General features: G+C 70.0%; 18 protein-coding genes and 2 pseudogenes. 6 read left to right on the top strand and 14 right to left on the bottom strand.

Translation table 11 applies throughout. The annotated features are described in order from the left end of the window. Positions 1–281: 281 nt before the first annotated feature. Positions 282–779: pseudogene (locus IEZ21_RS22345) on the bottom strand (TetR/AcrR family transcriptional regulator); the annotation flags it as partial. Here IEZ21_RS22345 and IEZ21_RS22340 point away from each other — a divergent pair. Beyond that, a complete protein-coding gene (locus IEZ21_RS22340) occupies positions 730–1,128 on the top strand; it encodes a hypothetical protein (protein ID WP_189323895.1) in 399 nt (132 codons plus the stop codon). The pseudogene IEZ21_RS22345 and the gene IEZ21_RS22340 sit on opposite strands and share 50 nt — an antisense overlap. On the opposite strand, the gene IEZ21_RS22335 is transcribed toward IEZ21_RS22340, so the two are convergent. The 6 genes and pseudogenes from IEZ21_RS22335 to IEZ21_RS22310 form a co-directional block, all read right to left on the bottom strand. Further along, positions 1,061–1,381: a hypothetical protein gene (locus tag IEZ21_RS22335; protein ID WP_189323700.1), complete on the bottom strand. Its 321-nt coding sequence runs from the start codon at positions 1,379–1,381 to the stop codon at positions 1,061–1,063. The two genes, IEZ21_RS22340 and IEZ21_RS22335, sit on opposite strands and share 68 nt — an antisense overlap. Before the next feature lie 95 nt (positions 1,382–1,476). Then, the gene (locus IEZ21_RS22330) at positions 1,477–1,893 is read right to left on the bottom strand and encodes a peptidoglycan-binding domain-containing protein (protein ID WP_189323699.1); all 417 of its coding nucleotides are present in this window, start codon (positions 1,891–1,893) and stop codon (positions 1,477–1,479) included. A 122-nt stretch (positions 1,894–2,015) separates the two neighbouring features. Continuing rightward, positions 2,016–2,426, bottom strand: coding sequence for a hypothetical protein (locus IEZ21_RS22325; RefSeq protein ID WP_189323698.1), 411 nt, complete (start codon positions 2,424–2,426; stop codon positions 2,016–2,018). Positions 2,427–2,654: 228 nt separating this feature from the next. Continuing rightward, on the bottom strand, positions 2,655–3,239 hold the full coding sequence (locus IEZ21_RS22320) for a GNAT family N-acetyltransferase (RefSeq protein WP_189323871.1): 585 nt from the start codon (positions 3,237–3,239) through the stop codon (positions 2,655–2,657). A gap of 166 nt (positions 3,240–3,405) precedes the next feature. Next, positions 3,406–3,627, bottom strand: a pseudogene (locus IEZ21_RS22315) (TetR family transcriptional regulator C-terminal domain-containing protein); the annotation flags it as partial. Positions 3,628–3,686: 59 nt separating this feature from the next. Further along, complete coding sequence (locus IEZ21_RS22310) at positions 3,687–4,094, bottom strand: RidA family protein (protein ID WP_189323697.1); 408 nt, start codon at positions 4,092–4,094, stop codon at positions 3,687–3,689. Between the two features lie 119 nt (positions 4,095–4,213). On the opposite strand from IEZ21_RS22310, the gene IEZ21_RS22305 reads away from it, so the two are divergent. Then, positions 4,214–4,594 carry a winged helix-turn-helix transcriptional regulator gene (locus tag IEZ21_RS22305; RefSeq protein WP_189323696.1) on the top strand — a complete coding sequence of 127 codons (381 nt, stop codon included), beginning with the start codon at positions 4,214–4,216 and terminating at the stop codon, positions 4,592–4,594. Positions 4,595–4,627: 33 nt separating this feature from the next. Here the strand turns inward: IEZ21_RS22305 and mmuM are convergent, their stop codons facing one another. Continuing rightward, a complete protein-coding gene (mmuM, locus tag IEZ21_RS22300) occupies positions 4,628–5,563 on the bottom strand; it encodes a homocysteine S-methyltransferase (protein ID WP_189323695.1) in 936 nt (311 codons plus the stop codon). Positions 5,564–5,689: 126 nt separating this feature from the next. Here mmuM and IEZ21_RS22295 point away from each other — a divergent pair, with 126 nt between their 5' ends. Further along, positions 5,690–7,066: an amino acid permease gene (locus IEZ21_RS22295; RefSeq protein WP_189323694.1), complete on the top strand. Its 1,377-nt coding sequence runs from the start codon at positions 5,690–5,692 to the stop codon at positions 7,064–7,066. A 541-nt stretch (positions 7,067–7,607) separates the two neighbouring features. Here IEZ21_RS22295 and IEZ21_RS22290 read toward each other — a convergent pair. Next, positions 7,608–8,123, bottom strand: a complete 516-nt coding sequence (locus IEZ21_RS22290; protein ID WP_189323693.1) for a MarR family winged helix-turn-helix transcriptional regulator — start codon at positions 8,121–8,123, stop codon at positions 7,608–7,610. A gap of 126 nt (positions 8,124–8,249) precedes the next feature. On the opposite strand from IEZ21_RS22290, the gene IEZ21_RS22285 reads away from it, so the two are divergent. After that, positions 8,250–8,675, top strand: a complete 426-nt coding sequence (locus IEZ21_RS22285) for a Rid family hydrolase (RefSeq protein WP_189323692.1) — start codon at positions 8,250–8,252, stop codon at positions 8,673–8,675. Between the two features lie 403 nt (positions 8,676–9,078). Here the strand turns inward: IEZ21_RS22285 and IEZ21_RS22280 are convergent, their stop codons facing one another. Further along, positions 9,079–9,819, bottom strand: a complete 741-nt coding sequence (locus tag IEZ21_RS22280; protein WP_189323691.1) for an SDR family NAD(P)-dependent oxidoreductase — start codon at positions 9,817–9,819, stop codon at positions 9,079–9,081. 95 nt (positions 9,820–9,914) lie between these two features. Here IEZ21_RS22280 and IEZ21_RS22275 point away from each other — a divergent pair, with 95 nt between their 5' ends. Next, positions 9,915–10,547, top strand: coding sequence for a TetR/AcrR family transcriptional regulator (locus tag IEZ21_RS22275; RefSeq protein ID WP_189323690.1), 633 nt, complete (start codon positions 9,915–9,917; stop codon positions 10,545–10,547). Between the two features lie 680 nt (positions 10,548–11,227). Continuing rightward, positions 11,228–14,365 carry an ATP-binding protein gene (locus IEZ21_RS22270; protein WP_189323689.1) on the top strand — a complete coding sequence of 1,046 codons (3,138 nt, stop codon included), beginning with the start codon at positions 11,228–11,230 and terminating at the stop codon, positions 14,363–14,365. Here IEZ21_RS22270 and IEZ21_RS22265 read toward each other — a convergent pair. From IEZ21_RS22265 to IEZ21_RS47035, 4 genes are all read right to left on the bottom strand, one after another. Further along, positions 14,346–15,137 carry an ABC transporter permease gene (locus tag IEZ21_RS22265; RefSeq protein ID WP_189323688.1) on the bottom strand — a complete coding sequence of 264 codons (792 nt, stop codon included), beginning with the start codon at positions 15,135–15,137 and terminating at the stop codon, positions 14,346–14,348. The genes IEZ21_RS22270 and IEZ21_RS22265 overlap by 20 nt on opposite strands. After that, positions 15,134–16,114, bottom strand: coding sequence for an ATP-binding cassette domain-containing protein (locus tag IEZ21_RS22260; protein WP_189323687.1), 981 nt, complete (start codon positions 16,112–16,114; stop codon positions 15,134–15,136). Before IEZ21_RS22260 ends, IEZ21_RS22265 begins: the two co-directional genes overlap by 4 nt. A 123-nt stretch (positions 16,115–16,237) precedes the next feature. Continuing rightward, complete coding sequence (gene thrS, locus IEZ21_RS22255; RefSeq protein WP_373302270.1) at positions 16,238–17,551, bottom strand: threonine--tRNA ligase; 1,314 nt, start codon at positions 17,549–17,551, stop codon at positions 16,238–16,240. A gap of 3 nt (positions 17,552–17,554) precedes the next feature. Next, positions 17,555–17,753: hypothetical protein (locus IEZ21_RS47035; protein ID WP_213089337.1), on the bottom strand; the 199-nt coding region annotated here is incomplete at its 5' end.

The raw sequence follows: 17,753 nt of genomic DNA, 5'->3' as shown, positions 1-17,753 counted from the left end.
CCGCTGGGCAAGACGCGGTTGTGGGGGAGGACCAGAGAAGATCTCCGTCCTCACTCACGGTCACGGAGCTCGACGCCGAGCAGGCAAGCCGAGGTTCACCGGTCCGTGGGGGACGAGGGAAGGGACACCGGAATACCGCCTCTCCCTCACAGCGGAGATCGGTTTCACGCTGTTGCAGGTCGTTTCCCGTTGCGCAGGGCTCGCGCTCCTGCCATCTCCGCCTGCGGCTCCCCAGGAGCATCTGGCCGTTCGGCCCGCCCGGTGTCGGCAGGTGTGGGCGATCGCAGGGCCGCCGCCACCAGTCCGCGGATCTCCTGGGACGACACGCTTCCCCCGTTGACCAGGCGGTCGAAGACCAGTCCGTCCACGCAGGTCAGCAGCGTGACAGTACGGTCCTCGGCGTCATCGTCTGCGACGCCCTGTGCGGCCAGGAAGTCGCGTACGACCTGTCGTCCGGCGTTCTCGCGCGGCACGAGGATCTCCCGCAGCTCGGGGTGGTGCACGCTCTCGAGGGCGCACGCGTAGCGCGCGAGGGAGCGCCGACGGCCGTCTCCCGTGAGCCGGTGCTCGATGAAGGCGGCGATTCCGGCTGCCAGTTCCTCGGCGTCCCGCGGCACGGGTGCCTGTTCTCCGATCGCCTGTAGTTCTGCCTGGTCGAGGGCGACCATGCGCCGGACCAGCGCGGCGAGCAGTGCCTGGCGGGTGCGGTAGTAGGCGGACAACGAGGTCGTGCTCCCCGGTGGCGGGCCCGTCGAGGTGACCCGGTGTTTCGTCGTCACCTACACCCACCGCCCTGATCAGGCGTGGACGTCGAGGGTTTCCGAGCGGGACGACGAGGTGTGTCGTCCGGGCACCGAGATCGACGGTCTGGTACGCCTCGCGCGGACGCGCATCTCCAGCATGTATGCCGAGGACCTGACGCGAGCCGGAGTACAGAAGGCTCTCGACCCCACCGGACGGCGCTCCTTCGACGTCAAGAGCGTGGTGCGCGAGGGGGACACGATGACCGTCTCCGCCGTCGTCTCGAGCTCGGGGGCAGCAGTCGACCAGTGCTACCGCTTCACCCGGCCCACCCCCGGCGACGACGGCCAAGGTTCCGCAACAGCGGTTCCGACGTCTTCGTGCTGACCCTGCGGCCATGGCACCTGAACAACGACACGCCGTCGGTCAGCTGGGTGGCCAGCGCGTCATCCGTGTACACCACGTCAAGCCAGACCGGGTCGGCGGACGTCACGCGCCGCTGCCCCTGGCCGGTCAGGGTCCAGAACTCCGGCACGTAGGGGTGGCGCGGAACGGTCTCGAACACCTTCCGCCATGTGGGGTCGGTGAGTTGGCCGCTGGCCTCCAGGTCGTCAGCCAGTGCCGCGCAGCTGCGCGGCACTGACCGAGTACACCACCCAGATGAAGGGAGCCGTGGGCTTCCTTGCCGGCGGCGGTCACCTGCGAGGAGGAGGGCACCACCATGTCACAGCTGGGTCAGCAGTAGAGGCGGCGCAGGTAGGGCCAGGTCTGCTGGCCGACCTTGCCGTCCTCGGCCAGGTTGATGTCGCAGGCGTGGTTGACGACGCCCTGCAACTTCTTTGCCGCTGCCTGGGACTTGCGGCCGAAGATGCCGTCGATGGTCCCCGGATCGTAGCCCTGGTACTGGAGGAGGCACTGGGCTTCCTTGCCGGCGGCGGTCACCTGCGAGGAGGAGGGGACGACAGTGTTGCCGTTGTAGTAACCGGCAGAGAGCCGGCCACTGTCGCTCATGCTCACGTTGCACGGGTAGGCCGCGGCAGCGGCGGCGCCGGTCTCGGCCGCGGCGGCGACGCCGCCGGTGGCCGTACCGCCCAGCACGATGAGGGAGGCGAGCACGGTCGCGGTGCGCCTGCGGGTTGCGGTGAGTGCCACGGAAGACTCCTGGAAAAGGTGTGGTCGCGGGTGCGAAAGGGGGGCATGTCGCCTTGGAAGGCGCTGCCCGAGTCGCTGGCCCCTCGGGGCCGGCAACTCGTGGTGCAGCTCCGTCAGTTACGTCAGCAGCTGGAGGCGGTGTCGATGCGGATCCCGGTCACCGTGAAGGCACTACTGAAGTACTGGAAGTGGTTCGGAGGCACGCACTTGTAGGACGTCGCACCGGTGCTATTGCGGATGTAGCGCAGGTAGACCCGGTCGTCGTTGCGCGTGTTGGTGACGTGGTCGGCGCCTCGGCTCCGGGAGCCGAGATCCTGGTAGGAGGTGGTGACGTCCTGGTACGCGGCCGTGGGGTCTTTGTCGCCCCAGTCGCTGGAGGTCAGATAGAAGCAGACGCGCGGCCAGTCGCACCCTCTGTAGGAATCAGCCGAAGCGGTGGGCGCCATGGCCAACGTGGTGGTGGCGAGGGCAGCGGCCGCCGTCCCCACGACGGCCATGCGCTTGGTCGTCCTGCGGTTCACTCGTACACGCACAAGGAATCAGCTCCCCGTTTCGCCCTGGTGGGTACATGCCGGTCAGACACACCTGACTGTCTCCTGAACACAGCTGCCACGGGTACCTGAAACAGTTCAGGTTGCGCGTCACACCAATGATCAGCTAACGGCCCCTTGCGGCCGACCTGCGACCAACCAGAACGATCCGCTGGACGGACCGAGAACGACACAGGCCGTGCCGGTGAACTCCGCAGCCAGATCGAGGATTTAACGTCGCACTTCGCGGGCTGGAATCGGCACAGCCGACGGCCGCCACTCTCGCCTGATCAACCCGAACACCCACGAGTCGGACACCTCGCCGTTCACCACGCAGTCTTCCCGCAACGTCCCTTCACGCATGAATCCGATTTTCTCCAGGACCCGGGCAGATGCCACGTTGCGCGTATCGGTCTCGGCCTGAACTCGATTCAGGTCCAGTGTGTCGAATGCCCACTGCAGCAAGGCGTGTGCGGCCTCCGTCGCATAGCCGTGGCCCCACATCGCCTCGTCGAGGACATAGCCCAACGACGCGCTGCGGTAGTCCGGGTTCCATCCGGTCAGACCGCACCAGCCGACGAAGGCCCCATCAGAAGCACGGTCGATGGCCACCCGCGCCCCGGTGCCTTCGTCCGCCATCTTCCGGCACATCGCGATGAAGCGCTCGGCGCGGGCCCGTTCGTTCCACGGCGGGGAGTCCCAGTAGCGCATCACGTAGGTGCTGCTGTGCAGCGCGAAGAGGGGGTCCGCGTCGGCGTCGGTGAAGGCGCGCAGTCGCAGGCGAGCGGTGTCCAGCATGGGGGTGGCCAAAGTCATGCGGACCATCTTGTGTCCTCACGGGGCGGGCAGAAAACCGAATATCCGATCCCGGCCCGGCCCTCACGACCAAGGCACCGCCTACCAGCAGATCGTGCATGCGACGACCCGGGGCACCAACGAGCATCTGGCCGTTCGGGCCCGCCCGGTGTCGGCAGTGTGTGGGCTATCGCAGGGCTGCCGCCACCAGCCCGCGGATCTCCTGGGACGACACGCTTCCCCCGTTGACCAGGCGGTCGAAGACCAGCCCGTCCACGCAGGTCACCAGCGTGACGGTGCGGTCCTCGGCGTCCGTGACGCCTTGTTCGGCCAGGAAGTCGCGTACGACTTGGCGCCCCGCGTTCTCGCGCGGTACGAGGATCTCCCGCAGCTCGGGGTTGTGCACGCTCATGCCAACTGGACACCGCCTGGCCTGGGCTGACGGTCCCGGGCCCCCAGGAGGGGGCTTCAGTCGATGACCGCCGTGGCCTCCACCTCCACCAGATGCTCGGGAACATCCAGTGCCGCGACGCCGATCAGCGTGGCCGGCGCCATCGGCGTGACGCCGAGCTTTGCCGAGGCCCGGTCGATGCCCTCCAGGAGCAGGGGCATCTTGTCGGGGGTCCAGTCGACGACGTACACGGTCAGCTTTGCCACGTCGGCGAAGGTCGCGCCGGCCTCGGTCAGGGCGGTGCCGACGTTGAGGTAGGCCCGCTCGACCTGGGCGGCGAGGTCGCCTTCGCCGACTGTGACCCCGTCGGCATCCCAGGCGACCTGCCCGGCGATGTAGACCAGCTTCGAACCGGTCGCGATCGACACCTGCCGGTAGACGGGGATTTGCGGAAGTCCGCTGGGGTTCAGCAGTTTGACGGCCATGCTGCTCGCCTCCTTGTCGTGAGAGCCCGAGGGTTCGTGCTCTCTTGTAGTTACTCAGGAACCGTAGGAGAGTGAGCGCTGACATGGAAGAACGCACTTTTCAGTGACTGGGGAACCAAATGGAGACCAAGCAGTTCACGGGCTCACCCGAGGACGCGGACCTGATGCGCGCGGACTCTCTGGCGCGGGAGATCTTCTCGGACGTCGCCAACAAGTGGGCGTTGCTGATCATCGAGTTCCTCGGTGACCGTACCCTGCGCTTCAGCGAGCTGCGGAACGAGGTCGAGGGCATCAGCCACAAGATGCTCACCCAGAACCTGCGCATGCTGGAGCGCAACGGCCTGGTCGAGCGGTGCGTGCACCCCACCGTGCCGCCACGAGTCGAGTACACGCTCACCGAGGCCGGCCAGGGCCTGCGAGCCACGATCGACGGAATGTGCGACTGGACCCACCGGTACCTCGCCCATATCGAGGCCTCCCGCCGCAGCTTCGACGCCTGAGGGTCGGTCACTCAGGCCGACCAGCTCCGCTCCTCAACTCGCCCTGAGCGCCTCCGAGATCGACGCGATCGCCTCCGGCCCCACCCGGCAGCACCCGCCGACCAGCCGGGCACCGGCCTCCTGCCAGCCGCGTACCTCCTCGGTCGCGAAGGTGGAGCTGCCCGCCCAGGTGCGGGCCTCGGCGTCCCAGGTCTCGCCGCTGTTCGGGTAGACGACGACTGGCTTGCCGGTGACACGGGCGGCGATCTCGATCGCGCCGTCGACGTCCTCGGGGGCACAGCAGTTCACGCCGACCGCGATCACCTCGTCGGCGTCGGCGGCCAGGGCGAACGCCTCCTCCAGCGGCTGCCCGGCGCGGGTGCGGTCGCCTGCCACGCTGTACGACAGCCAGGCCGGCACCCCCAGCCCGCGTACCGCCCTCAGCAGCGCCTCGGCCTCGTCGGCGTCCGGCACCGTCTCCAGTGCCAGGACGTCCGGCCCGACGTATGCCAGTGCCTCCAGGCGGGGCCGGTGGAAGGCCTCCAGTTCGGCCACGCTCAGGCCGTACCGGCCGCGGTACTCGGAGCCGTCCGCGAGCATCGCGCCGTACGGCCCGACCGAGGCCGCCACGTACAGCGGCCGCGTTACGCCCTTCGCGCGCGCCTCCTGGGTCGCGTCCAGGGCCAACTCGATGCTCAGGGCCATGAGTTCGGCCGCCCGCTCCCGCTTGATCCCGCGCTTCGCGAAGCCCTCGAAGGTGGCCTGGTAGCTGGAGGTGATCGCGACGTTCGCGCCCGCCAGGAAGTACGCGAGGTGCGCCTCGGTGATCGCCTCGGGCCGCTCCGCGAGCAGCCGCGCCGACCAGAGTTCGTCGCTCAGGTCGTGTCCGGCGGACTCCAGTTGGTTGGACATGCCGCCGTCGAGCACGAGCGTCCCCGCGGCGAGGGCGTCGGCGAGGAGAGGAGCGGAGAAGGGGGCGTCACTGGTCATGCAACGACGCTAACCGAAGCGGGCACAAACACCCCTGTGTGTCCAGTACATGAACAGATCGACCACGATGTGAGATCGAGGGATACGATCACAACCCTCATCTCCCCCTCTCCCCACGGACGCTCCATGCCTGCCGCAGACACCACCGACGCCGCCGAGCCCGTACCCCCGTCGCCGGCCGACGAGACCCCGGCGTCCATACGCCCCAAGGGCTTCGGTCTCGCCGCCGCCACCGCCCTCGTCATGGGCAACATCATCGGCGGCGGCATCTTCGCCCTCCCCGCCACCGTCGCCCCGTACGGCACGATCAGCCTGCTCGCCTTCCTCGTCCTGTCCATGGGCGCGGTGCTGCTCGCACTGCTCTTCGGGAAACTCGCACGCCGCAGCCCCGTCACCGGCGGCCTGTACGTGTACCCGCGCGACGCGTTCGGTGAGTTCGCCGGCTTCCTGTCGGCCTGGTCGTACTGGACGATGACCTGGGTCAGCATCGCCGCGCTCGCCGTCGCGACCGTCGGATACGCCGACGTGCTGCTGCCGCTGGGCGACAACAAGGTGCTGCAGGCGGCGGTGGCGATGGCCGCGCTGTGGCTGCCCGCCGCCGCGAACTTCGCCGGTACCCGCTGGGTCGGCGGCGTGCAGATCGTCTCGACGATCCTGAAGTTCGTACCGCTGCTCCTCGTCTCCACCGTCGGCCTCTTCTTCATCGACACCGACAACTTCGGCCCCTTCAACGCCTCCGGCGAGAGCGTGCCCGGCGCTCTCGCCGCCTCCGCCGCGCTGCTCCTCTACAGCTTCCTCGGCGTCGAGTCGGCCGCGATGAGCGCGGGCGAGGTCCGCGACCCGGAGCGCACGGTGGGCCGCGCGAGCGTCCTGGGCACGCTCGGCTCCGCGCTCGTGTATCTGCTCGGCATGGTCGCGGTCTTCGGCCTCGTACCGCACGGTGAACTCGCCGAGTCCGGGGCGCCGTTCGCCGACGCCGTCGACGCGATGGCCGGCGGCCACTGGGGCGGCACGCTCATCGCCGCCGTCGCCGTCGCCTCGATGGTCGGCTGCCTCAACGGCTGGATCCTGATGAGCGCCCAGATGCCGTACGCCGCCGCCCGCGACGGGCTCTTCCCCGCGCCCTTCGCCCGCGTCGGCAAGGGCGGCGTCCCCGGCTTCGGCGTACTGGCCTGCGCGGTCCTCGGCACACTGCTGATCGCCCTCAACTACACGGCGGGGCCCGACACCACCTTCCGTGTCCTCGTCCTCATCACGACCTTCACCGGCTGCGTGCCGTACCTGCTGTCGGCGGCGGCCCAGCTGTACTGGCTCGCGCAGGGCAGCCGTGAGCGGGTACGTCCTGCGGGGCTGGCCCGCGATCTGATCGTGGCCGTTCTCTCCTTCGCCTTCTCGTTCTGGCTGATCGCGGGGGCGGGGTACGCGGCGGTCTACCAGGGGGTGTTGTTCCTGTTCGCGGGGATCCCGGTGTACGTGTGGCTTCGGGGACGCCCCGCTGGGTGAGGCGGTTTCGAAGCTGCGGGTTCGTTGTGGTTGCTCGCTCCCCCACTCTCGGCTTCTCTCCCGCAAGTGAGAGGCCCCCAACTGCGGCCACAATGCGCGCAGTTGGGGGCGTTGCCCGTGCCGGACGGGGAGGCCGGTACTGGGGTCATGCGGTGCTGCCCTTGCCCCTCGCAGGGCCCCGGAGCGGCAGCCATCGATGATGGCGCCAGGCGCTGTCCGGCGGATCATGTGGCCTTCTGGCCGGTCGCTCGTCGGTTCGGGTATGGGTCGGGGGATCTGACGAGCGGCGAGTGGTCGCTTCTGGAGCCGCATCTGCCGCCGTCGGGCGGTCGCTCCTGGCCCCGCTCCTCGTTGCCGATGTCGAAGGCAACGGAGCCGATCTGCCTGACCTGGTCGAAGTCGCCGCCCTCCCCGTGCGCGTGGGGCGGCCCGAGACCAGTAGGGCCGGGGGTGGCTGCGCCCCGCGGTCTACGCCGTACTGCCGGCCTGCCGACTCTCACCTCGGCGCCTGCTCGTCTCTGGTCGTCGCGTGGGACGGCTGTCAGCCGAAGTCGTCGGGGACGATGCGGAGTTTTTGTGCGATGCGGGCGAGGGCCTTCTGGTCGGTCGTGTTGAGCGAGTCGAGGACGATGCGGCGTACGGAGCGCAGGTGTGTGGGCGCTGCCAGGTGCACGATGTCGAAGCCGGCGTCGGTGAGTTCGGCGAGGGTGTAACGCCCGTCGGCCGGGTCGGGTGTCCGCAGGACCCAGCCGCGCTGTTCACAGCGTTTGGTGACGTTGGACAGGCGGGAGAGCGACCCGCTGGCGAGGAAGGCGAGCTCTCCCATCCGCAGCTTGCGCTGCGGGGCCTCGGAGAGGTGGCTGAGCACGAGGTACTCGAACAGGGTGAGGCCGTGTTCCTGCCGCAGCGGCGACTCCAGCTTGGCGGGCAGCAGCAGGACAAGGGAGATCAGCCCCGTCCATGCCGCCTTCTCCTGCTCGTCGAGCCATCGCAGCTCCTCATCCTCATCGTTCTCGTGTTCGCCCGTGCCGCTCATGGGCCCTCCCGCACTACTCATGGATCTTCCCGCCTCCGACGAAGCCCGCCATCGCTTCACGCTTGAAGTCATTGCGTGCTAGTCTCACTTTACGCGTGAACTCATGCGAGAGGAAACGCACCCCTATGAACAGGAAGAGGGAACATCATGAGCACCGTCACCTTCGGCGTCGTTCCGGGCTACGGCGAGAAGCTGCACGAGGCCTACGGCTACAGCGGGGCCGTCCGCGTCGGCGACCGGGTCGAGACCTCCGGTCAGGCCGGGGTGGATGACGACCTGGTCATCCCCGACTCGCTGGAAGACGAGATCATCCAGGCTTTCGACAACGTGGAGCGCACGCTCGCCACGGTCGGCGCGACGTGGAAGGACGTCATCCACGTCAACTCGTACCACAAGGTCGCACCGGGAGATGACGCCATCGGCGATGACGTCAACGCGGTCATGGCCGAGCAGTTCCGCCGTCGCCTCGACGGCCGCGCGCCGATCTGGACCGAGACCGGCGTCACGGTCCTCGGCCTCGCCAGCATGCGCGTGGAGATCCGCGTCACCGCCATCGTCGGCGCCGGGAACTGAACCATCACCTCCAGCGACCGAACCGTAGTCACCAAGGACTGAACCGCGCCTCTTCGCTGCAGGCGATCACCTCGAAACCGGGGCGGCGGCCTGCCGCGCGCCCGTCCTGATCACTCGACCGGGCGCGCCAGAAGCGCTGCCGACTATCGCCTCGGCGCCCGAGTGCCTTCTCGTTCTGATGTCCGCGGAAACGGGCCCTGAGCGGTACTTCCTCGGGACGAGGCGAGCCGACGACAGACACCTCGTAAGAATGCACAGCGCAGCGAAAGCGGCAGTCAGCACCCCGCGGTTTACGCCGTACTGCCGACAGACGTACGTGCGCCGGGTTCGCCGTGTACGGAGGTGAGCCCGGCGGCGCCCTCCCCCGGTTGTCCGATTCCCTGTGTGCCACCCGGCGGTCCGGTCAGATCTGGTTCATTCCGCCGTCGACGTAGAGATTGGCGCCGTAGACGAAGCTGCTGTCCGACGAGGCGAGGAAGGTCACGGCGGCGGCGATCTCGTCCGGGTCGGCGACCCGCTTGGGGGGCAGGCCGGCCGCGACGGCCTCCATCATCTCCCCGGCGCGATCGCCGAAAGCCGCGTCCCACAACGGGGTGTTCACCGGGCCCGGCGAGATCGCGTTGACCCGGACACCCCGGCTGCCGAGCTCGTCGGCCCAGGCGCGGGCGTATGCCCGCACGGCCGCCTTCGATGCTCCGTAGGCGCTCATGCCCGCGGCGCCTCCCTCGGCGGCGGTGGAGGCGGTGAGGATCACCGAGGCGCCGTCGTTGAGCAGCGGGAGGGCCTTCTGCACAGTGAGGAAGGTGCCCTTGACGTTGATGTCGAAGACCGCGTCGTGGATGTCCTCGGTGAGCTCGTCCAACGGCGCGATGTGATTGATGGCCGCGTTGGCGAACAGCACGTCCAGGCCCTGCCCGTGCTCCCGCACGCGCTTGTACAGGCGGTCCACGTCGGCCGCGACACTGACGTCACCGGACACCGCGGTGGCGTTGCCGATGGCGGCGACGGCCTTCTCCAGCTCGGTCTCGCGCCGGCCGGTGATGAACACGTGCGCGCCCTCGGCCGCAAGCCGCTTCGCAGTCGCCAGGCCGATCCCGGTGCTGCCGCCGGTGACGACTGCGGTCTTGTCCTCAAGCTGCCCCATGAATATGACCTCCACAAATTTCGGTACCGATCGGTACTGAACGAGACTGTAACACCTTCCGAACCGACCAGTACAGAAGAGGTACGATCGATCGCATGGAGAAACGGCAGAAGGCGCCGATCGGCCGGCCGAGAGGTTTCGACACCGACGAAGCCCTCGAACACGCCATGCGGGTCTTCTGGGAACAGGGCTACGAAGGCGCCAGCCTCACCGACCTGACCAGCGCCATGGGCATCACCCGCACCAGCATGTACGCGGCCTTCGGCAACAAGGAGGACCTGTTCCGCAAGGCCCTGGAGCGCTACACCGAGGGCCCCGCCTCGTACGGAGCCCGGGCCATGCAAGAACCGACCGCCCGACAGGTGGCCACCGCGTTCCTGGGCGGCTCCGTCCGGGCCACCACCCGCCCCGGCTGCCCCACCGGATGCCTCGGCGTCCAAGGGTCCCTCGCCGCCGGCGACCCGGGACGCAACGCCCGCGACGATCTCATCGTCTGGCGCAACGAGCACACCTCCCTCCTCCGCGACCGGTTCGAGCAAGCCGTCGAGGAAGGCGACCTGCCCCCGGGCACCGAGCCCGGCCTACTCGCCCGTTACCTCATGACCGTGGCCAACGGCATCGCCGTCCAGGCCGCCAGCGGCGCCACCCGCGACGACCTCCAGCAGGTGGCCGACATGGCCCTGCGAAGCTGGCCACCAGCCACGGGCCCGACTCAGCCGAGCGGCTGAGCCGGCACTGCCCGCTTCGCCGGCTCGGGCAGTGACGGCTCCTCGGTCCAACTCGCGTCCTGCGACCGACTCTCCGCAACGATCAACCTTCGTTGTGACGGAACAGGACGGTGCGGATGGCTTCCGCCCCTGCTGAGCGAAGGCGCCCAGCAGGTGCGGGCTGACCGAGGGCGAGATGGAGAGCATCAGTTCCCCACGGTCCTCACCGTCCTCGCACAGGGCGTGGTCCTCGACGAGCAGGATGGTGTCCGGCCCGAAAGCCCTCCATGGACCTTGCGGTGGCCCGGTTGGGACTGCTCCCGCTCCAGCGCCGTACTGACCACCGTCGCGCACGGGCCGTCGAAGACGGTCAACGAGGCGGGGCATCGCTCTGCGGCCCTGCCGCGACGTGGAGTTCGGCCGACTCAATCGCCAGCGCCAGTCGATGCACCCGTATTCGGCGAACGCGGCGCCGAGCGGGGTGGGGTGGGGTGGCCGTCGCGGCTGTCATCCTCTTCTGGAGGAGCTACACCTTCTACATAAGGCGCGTGAAGAAGGGACAACCGTAGCCCCAACGGGTTGGTCCGGCCATCCGCCCACAACGGCGAGTGTCGTCACACCGCCAAGCCGCGCACCTGCCTGAACGAGCGGCCTCCCGAAGGGCGCGGCTGCGCCGGCCGGGCCTTGGCTAATCTGCACGGGTGACCACCGACCTGACCCTTCTGCCGCGCGTCGCCTATCGCGGGCAGGAGGTCACTGCGCCCCGGCTCCGCGGCCTCCTCGCGCTGCTCGCGGGCGACTTGCGCACGGGCTGCAGCATCGAGCGGCTCGTGGAAGGGCTGTGGCTGCCGGACGAGTTGCCGGAGCGGCCGGGCAAGGCGGTGCAGGTCCTGGTGTCCAGGGCGCGGGCGCAGTTGGGCGCCGACGTCGTCGTCAGCACGCCGACCGGATACCGGCTCACCCTCGCCGAGGACCAGGTCGACAGCTCCGCCCTGCTGCTGCAGGCCGCCGCGAGCGCGGACCGGGCCAGGGCCGGGGACCACGCGGGATCGCTGACCGCGGCCGAGGCCGGGCTCGCGCTGTGGGAGGGCACCCCTGATGGGGGCGGCGACAGCGACGACCCCGTAGCCGCGTTAAGAGCCGAGCGCGCCCCCGTCCGCGCCGCGCTCGTACGCGCGCAGGCGCTCGCGCTCGCCCGGCTCGGGCGGCACGCGGAGGCGGCCGGGCCGCTGGCCGTGGCCGCCGCGGAGCGTCCGCGCGACGAGGAGGTGCTCGCCGAGCTGCTGCGCGGCGAGGCGGCGACAGCGGGCCCGTCCGCCGCGCTGACGCGGTACGAGGCGTACCGGCGTGAGCTGCGCGAGACGCTCGGTACGGATCCGGGGCTTCAACTCAAGGCCGTACAGCAGGAGTTGCTGCGGGGCGAGGCGCCCACGGTCCGGCACGGCGTGCCGCACGAGCCGAACCCGCTGCTGGGAAGGGACGAGGACATCGCGGCGGTGCAGCGGCTGCTGCGTGCCTCCCGCGCCGTCACCGTGGTCGGCCCCGGCGGCCTCGGCAAGACCCGGCTCGCGTACGCCGTCAGCCGCCGGGCCGAGCAGCGCGTGGTGCATTTCGTGCCGCTCGCCGGCGTCACCACGGACGAGGACGTGGCCGCGGAGGTGGCCTCCGCGCTCGGCGCGGGCGAGGGGCGGGCCGGCGCCATGAGCGGCCACGTCCCTGCCGACCCGGTGTCCGGCATCCTCGGCGTGCTCGGCTCCGGGCCCGCGCTGCTGGTCCTGGACAACTGCGAGCAGGTCATCGGGGGCGCCGCCGACCTCGTACGGGCCCTGGTCTCGTCCTCGAAGGACCTGCGGTTGCTCGCCACCAGCCGGGCTCCGCTGGGCCTCACCTCGGAGGCGGTGTACGCGCTGCCCGAGCTCGGTCTCGACACCTCGGTCGAGCTGTTCACACAGCGGGCCCGCGCCGCCCGGCCCGGCGTGGAGCTGCCGCCGGACGCGGTGGCCGAGCTGTGCCGCCACCTCGACGGGCTGCCGCTCGCCGTGGAGCTGGCCGCGGCACGGGCGCGCGTGCTTTCGGTGCCGGAGATCGCCCGCCGCCTCGGCGACCGGTTCGCGCTGCTGCGCGGCGGGGTGCGGGACATGCCGGAGCGCCACCGCACGCTGCACGCGGTCGTGGAGTGGAGCTGGAACCTCCTCGACGAGGAGGCCAGGGCAGCGATGCGTACGCTGTCCGTCTTCCCCGGCGGCTTCTCCGGTGAAGCGGCGGAGCATGTGCTCGGCGAGGACGCACTGTTCCTGCTGGAGCAGTTGACCGATCAGTCGCTGCTCACCGTCGCCGAGACCCCGGCCGGCGTGCGGTTCCGGATGCTGGAGACCGTACGGGAGTTCAGTGCGGCCCGGTGCGCGGAGGCAGGTGAGGAGGACGAGGCCATCGGCCGGTTCCTCGCCTGGGCGCGGGACTTCGGGGTCGCGCACCACGACTGGCTCTTCCGCTCGGAACTGCTGACCGCCTGGGAGCGGATCAGGGCCGAGCAGGACAACCTCGTACTGGCCCTGCGGCACGCCCTGGCCCGTACGGACGGCCCCACCACCGCCGCCCTCACCGCCGTCCTCGCCGCCCTGTGGTCCATCGGCTCCAACTACCCCCGTCTCGTCACCCTCGCCGCGGACACCGGCCCGCCGCTGTCTCACTACTACCCCGAGCCCGAATACGTCGAAGTCGCCCGCGCCGCCGCGGTGATGTGCACGACGAACCTGTTCATGGGCTACGGCCCGGTCGCCGTACGCCATCTCGTCACCCTCAGGCGGCTGCCCCCGGCCCCGCCGGACACGCTGGTGCGGGCCATTGCGACAGTGCTGAGCACGGTCCCCGAGATGCTGCCTCCCGACTACGACGTGCTGCAGAGGCTCTGCGACAGCGAGCAGCCGCTGCTCTCCGGCATCGCAGAGTGCGTCGCCACCTACGTCTGGGAGTCGGAGCACGACATCGACCGCGCGCTCGCCTCGGCTCGCCGGATCACCGCCGCACTGGCGCCGGTCGACACCCCGTTCCTTCAGGTCATGGGCCACGCCCGGCTGAGCGAGCTGTGCTTGCAGACGGAGCGGGGCGAGGAAGCGTACGGGCACCTCAAAGCGACGCTCGAGGCGCTGCCGCGGCTCGGCGACGAGCACGACATCATCGGCGTCCGCTGGAGCCTCGTCCTCGCCTGCCTGCAGCGCGGCGACCCCGACGAGGCCGAGTACTGGCTGCGGCAGGCGGAGGGCGCCAACACCACGCAGCAGGACAACTACGGTATGGACCTCCTCGGGCGCGCCGAGATCGCGCTCGCCCGCGGACTGACGGAGGTCGGGCTCGGCTTGTGGCGCAGCGCCGTGCAGCCTCTGCCCGCAGTCGGCTCGATACACGGCGGCGACCCCTTCTTCGACCGGTGGGTGCTGCAGATCCTGGCGGTGGCGGTGACGGCGCACGCGCACGCCGGCCGTCTCGAGCTGGTCGCGGAGCCGGTCGACCGGCTGCGGCAGAGGCTGCGGACCCTGCTCTCCGGTCCGCCCGGCTCGCCCATGGAGTTCGCGGTGTTCGGGACGGTGCTGCACGCGCTCGGCATGGCGGGGCTCGCGTCCGGCGACGCCACCGCCGTACGGATGATCGCGCTGGCCCAACGGCTGCGGGTGATGCGCGATTTCCAGCCGACGATGTCGGCGGACCGCGCTCGGAAGGCGGCCGAGGAGGCCGACAGGGCGGCGTACGCCGACGCGGTGTCGGAGTACGCCGCCCTGGGGCGGGACGAGCTGCGGGAGGCAGCCCGCGCAATCATCTCGGCTACTTCGGGTCGCGGTTGAACAGCGCCGTCGACCAGCGGTAGCCGAGTGCGGTCAGGCCGACGCACCAGGCGATCGCGATCCACCCGTTGTTGCCGATCTCGGTGCCGAGCAGCAGGCCTCGCAGGGTCTCGATGGCCGGCGTGAAGGGCTGGTACTCGGCGATCGGCTGGAACCAGCCCGGGATCGCGTCGATGGGGACGAAGGCGCTGGAGATGAGCGGGAGAAGGATCAGCGGATATGTCATGTTGCTGGCCGCCTCGGGGTTCGGGCTGGCCATGCCCATCCCGACCGCGATCCAGGTGAGCGCCAGGGTGAACAGCGCGATCAGTCCGAACGCCGCGAGCCACTCCAGTGCCGTGGCGTCCGTGGACCTGAAGCCGATGGCCACGGCGATGGCACCGACGAGGACCAGGCTGGCAAGCACCTGCAGCACGCTGCCGACGACGTGTCCGACGAGCAGCGAGCCGCGGTAGAGCGCCATCGTGCGGAAGCGGGCGATGAGGCCCTCGGTCATGTCCATGGAGACGGAGATCGCGGCCCCGATCACGGTGGAGCCGACGGTCATCAGCAGCAGGCCCGGGACGAGATAGGCGATGTACGCGGAGCGGTCCGCGCCGCCGCCTCCGATGCCCGCGCTCATCACGCCTCCGAAGACGTAGACGAAGAGCAGCAGCAGCATGATCGGCGTGAGCAGCAGGTTCAGAGTCATGGACGGGTAGCGCCGTACGTGGAGCAGGTTGCGGCGCAGCATCGTGTTCGAGTCACGTACGGCGAGGGAGAGGGCGCTCATCGGACGGTCTCCTTGGGCTGGGTGGTCTGGTTGGGGACGTTGGCGGTGCCGGTCAGGGCGAAGAACACGTCGTCGAGGTCGGGGGTGTGCACGGTCAGCTCGTCCGCCTCGATGCCGGCCGAGTCCAGCCAGTCGAGAATGGCGCGCAGCTCGCGCTGGCTGCCGTCGCTGGGGATCTGCAGCGCCAGCGCCTCGTCGTCCCGGGTCACCTCGCGCAGCGCGACGGCGGCGGACTGATAGACGGCCGGGTCGGAGAACCGCAGCCGCACGTGCCCGCCCGGGATGAGCCGCTTCAGCTCGCCGGCACTGCCCTCGGCGGCGATCTTGCCGTCGTTCAGCACCGCGATGCGGTCCGCGAGCTCGTCGGCTTCCTCCAGGTACTGGGTGGTGAGGAAGACGGTGACGCCGCCGGAGACCAACTCGCGGATGATCCCCCACATGTTGTGGCGGCTGCGCGGGTCCAGGCCGGTGGTCGGCTCGTCGAGGAAGATGATCCGCGGGTTGCCGACCAGGGTCATGGCGATGTCGAGGCGGCGGCTCATGCCGCCGGAGTAGGTGGAGGCGGGCTTCTTCGCGGCCTCCACCAGGTCGAAGCGCTCAAGGAGTTCGGCGGTGGTGCGGCGGCCCTCGCTGCGGGAGAGGTGGTGCAGGTCCGCCATGAGGAGCATGTTCTCCTCGCCGGTGATCAGGCGGTCGACGGCGGAGAACTGGCCGGTGACGCCGATCGCGGCCCGCACGGCCTGCGGGTCGGTGGCCAGGTCGTGGCCGCCGACGTGCAGGTCGCCGGCGTCGGCGGTGATGAGGGTGGAGAGGATCTTGACGGCGGTGGTCTTGCCGGCACCGTTCGGACCGAGCAGGGAGAACACGGTGCCGGCCGGCACTGCCAGATCGATGCCGTCGAGGACCGTCTTGTCCCCGTAGGCTTTGCGCAGCCCCTTGGCCGCGATGGCGGGAGAGTGCGATGTCGTTGTCGTCATGACGGAGAGGTTGCGGCAGGGCGCATTCAGCGTGGTTTCAGGATGCTTTCAGCACCCTGAAACCGCGGTTGGGCCCGGCAACCGGCCGCCCTGGTTCGTCGAACTGGCCCGCCGGACACGGCCTCAGCGGGGCGCGCCGTCCCACAGGTCAGTGCGGTGGGAGCCGACCAGCGCACCGATCCGGCCGAGGACCTCCCCCACGGGCAGCGGATCGAGCCGACGACCGTCCCGCAGGCGCACCGCGACCAGATCATCGGCCGCCTCCTTGGCACCGATCACCGCCTGGTACGGCACGAGGCGGGCCTCCCGGATACGGGCGCCCAGGCTGCCGCGTTCGGGTTCGGCGATCTCGGCCCGCAGTCCGCGGTGGGCGCAACGCTCCGCGAGCGCGACGGCGTTCGGCAACTCGGCGGCGGAGACGGGCAGGATGACCACTTGGGTCGGCGCGAGCCAGGCCGGGAAGGCGCCGCCGTGCTCCTCGATGAGATGCGCTACGGCCCGTTCCACGCTGCCGATGATGCTGCGGTGGACCATGACGGGCCGGTGTTTCGCGCCGTCCGCACCGATGTAGTGCAGGTCGAACCGCTCCGGCTGGTGGAAGTCGACCTGGACGGTGGACAGGGTGGACTCCCGGCCCGCGCCGTCGACGACCTGGACGTCGATCTTCGGACCGTAGAAGGCGGCCTCGCCCTCGACGGCCTCGTACGGCAGACCCGACCGCTCCAGCACCTCGGTGAGGAGGGCGGTGGACCGCTGCCACAGCTCGGGGGCGGCGACGTACTTCCCACCGGGGCCGGGGAGGGACAGCCGGTAGCGCGCCGGGCTGATGCCGAGCGCCTCGTAGGCCCGGCGGATCATCTCCAGGGCGGCCTGTGCCTCCTCCGCCACCTGGTCCAGGGTGCAGAAGATGTGCGCGTCGTTGAGTTGGATGGCCCGTACGCGGGTCAGCCCGCCGAGTACGCCGGACAGCTCGGAGCGGTACATGCCGCCCAACTCGGCCATGCGCAGGGGCAGTTCGCGGTAGCTGTGCGAGCGGGAGCGGTAGATGACCGCGTGATGGGGACAGAGGCTGGGCCGCAGCACGACCTGCTCCCCGCCCAGTTCCATCGGCGGGAACATGTCGTCGCTGTAGTGCGACCAGTGCCCCGAGATCTCGTACAGCTCCCGCTTGCCGAGCACCGGCGAGTACACATGCCGGTAGCCCGCCTTTCGCTCGGCGGTACGGATGTACTCCTCCAGGGCGTGCCGTACGACCGCGCCGTCGGGCAACCAGTACGGCAGCCCCGCCCCGATCAGCGGGTCGGTGTCGAACAGGCCGAGCTCACGGCCGAGTTTGCGGTGGTCGTTCATGGCGGTCTCCTCGCGGTTGGCTCCGGGCGAGTGACCGCACAAGCCGAAGCCCCGGGGCACTCGCCCCGGGGCTTCGGACTCAGACATCGGTCAGCGCGCCGGGACACTCTCCGGCGTCGTCGTCATGTGGGCGCGCTTCATGAGAGGGACGGTAGCAAGGGGGTGGGCGCGGTCGCCCGGATTTTTGCCGCCGGTGCGCTGGTGCGACCGGTCTCGCGGGGACCCCTCCCGGCGTCCCTGCTCGGTCTCGGCGGCGGATGGATCGCGGACGCCGAACTGCGGTTTCTCG

This window comes from Streptomyces flaveus (genome assembly GCF_014647675.1).
GTDB classification, from domain to species: domain Bacteria; phylum Actinomycetota; class Actinomycetes; order Streptomycetales; family Streptomycetaceae; genus Streptomyces; species Streptomyces flaveus.
The sequence above is the reverse complement of the archived record's forward strand: the minus strand, read 5'-3'. Positions and strand labels throughout refer to the sequence as shown.

Coding starts and splice junctions, on each gene's coding strand:
- IEZ21_RS22320 (WP_189323871.1), bottom strand. CDS start 3,239: ATGACTTTGGCCACCCCCATGCTGGACACCGCTCGCCTGCGACTGCGC.
- IEZ21_RS22310 (WP_189323697.1), bottom strand. CDS start 4,094: ATGGCCGTCAAACTGCTGAACCCCAGCGGACTTCCGCAAATCCCCGTC.
- IEZ21_RS22305 (WP_189323696.1), top strand. CDS start 4,214: ATGGAGACCAAGCAGTTCACGGGCTCACCCGAGGACGCGGACCTGATG.
- mmuM (WP_189323695.1), bottom strand. CDS start 5,563: ATGACCAGTGACGCCCCCTTCTCCGCTCCTCTCCTCGCCGACGCCCTC.
- IEZ21_RS22295 (WP_189323694.1), top strand. CDS start 5,690: ATGCCTGCCGCAGACACCACCGACGCCGCCGAGCCCGTACCCCCGTCG.
- IEZ21_RS22290 (WP_189323693.1), bottom strand. CDS start 8,123: ATGAGTAGTGCGGGAGGGCCCATGAGCGGCACGGGCGAACACGAGAAC.
- IEZ21_RS22285 (WP_189323692.1), top strand. CDS start 8,250: ATGAGCACCGTCACCTTCGGCGTCGTTCCGGGCTACGGCGAGAAGCTG.
- IEZ21_RS22280 (WP_189323691.1), bottom strand. CDS start 9,819: ATGGGGCAGCTTGAGGACAAGACCGCAGTCGTCACCGGCGGCAGCACC.
- IEZ21_RS22275 (WP_189323690.1), top strand. CDS start 9,915: ATGGAGAAACGGCAGAAGGCGCCGATCGGCCGGCCGAGAGGTTTCGAC.
- IEZ21_RS22265 (WP_189323688.1), bottom strand. CDS start 15,137: ATGAGCGCCCTCTCCCTCGCCGTACGTGACTCGAACACGATGCTGCGC.
- IEZ21_RS22260 (WP_189323687.1), bottom strand. CDS start 16,114: ATGACGACAACGACATCGCACTCTCCCGCCATCGCGGCCAAGGGGCTG.
- thrS (WP_373302270.1), bottom strand. CDS start 17,551: ATGTCTGAGTCCGAAGCCCCGGGGCGAGTGCCCCGGGGCTTCGGCTTG.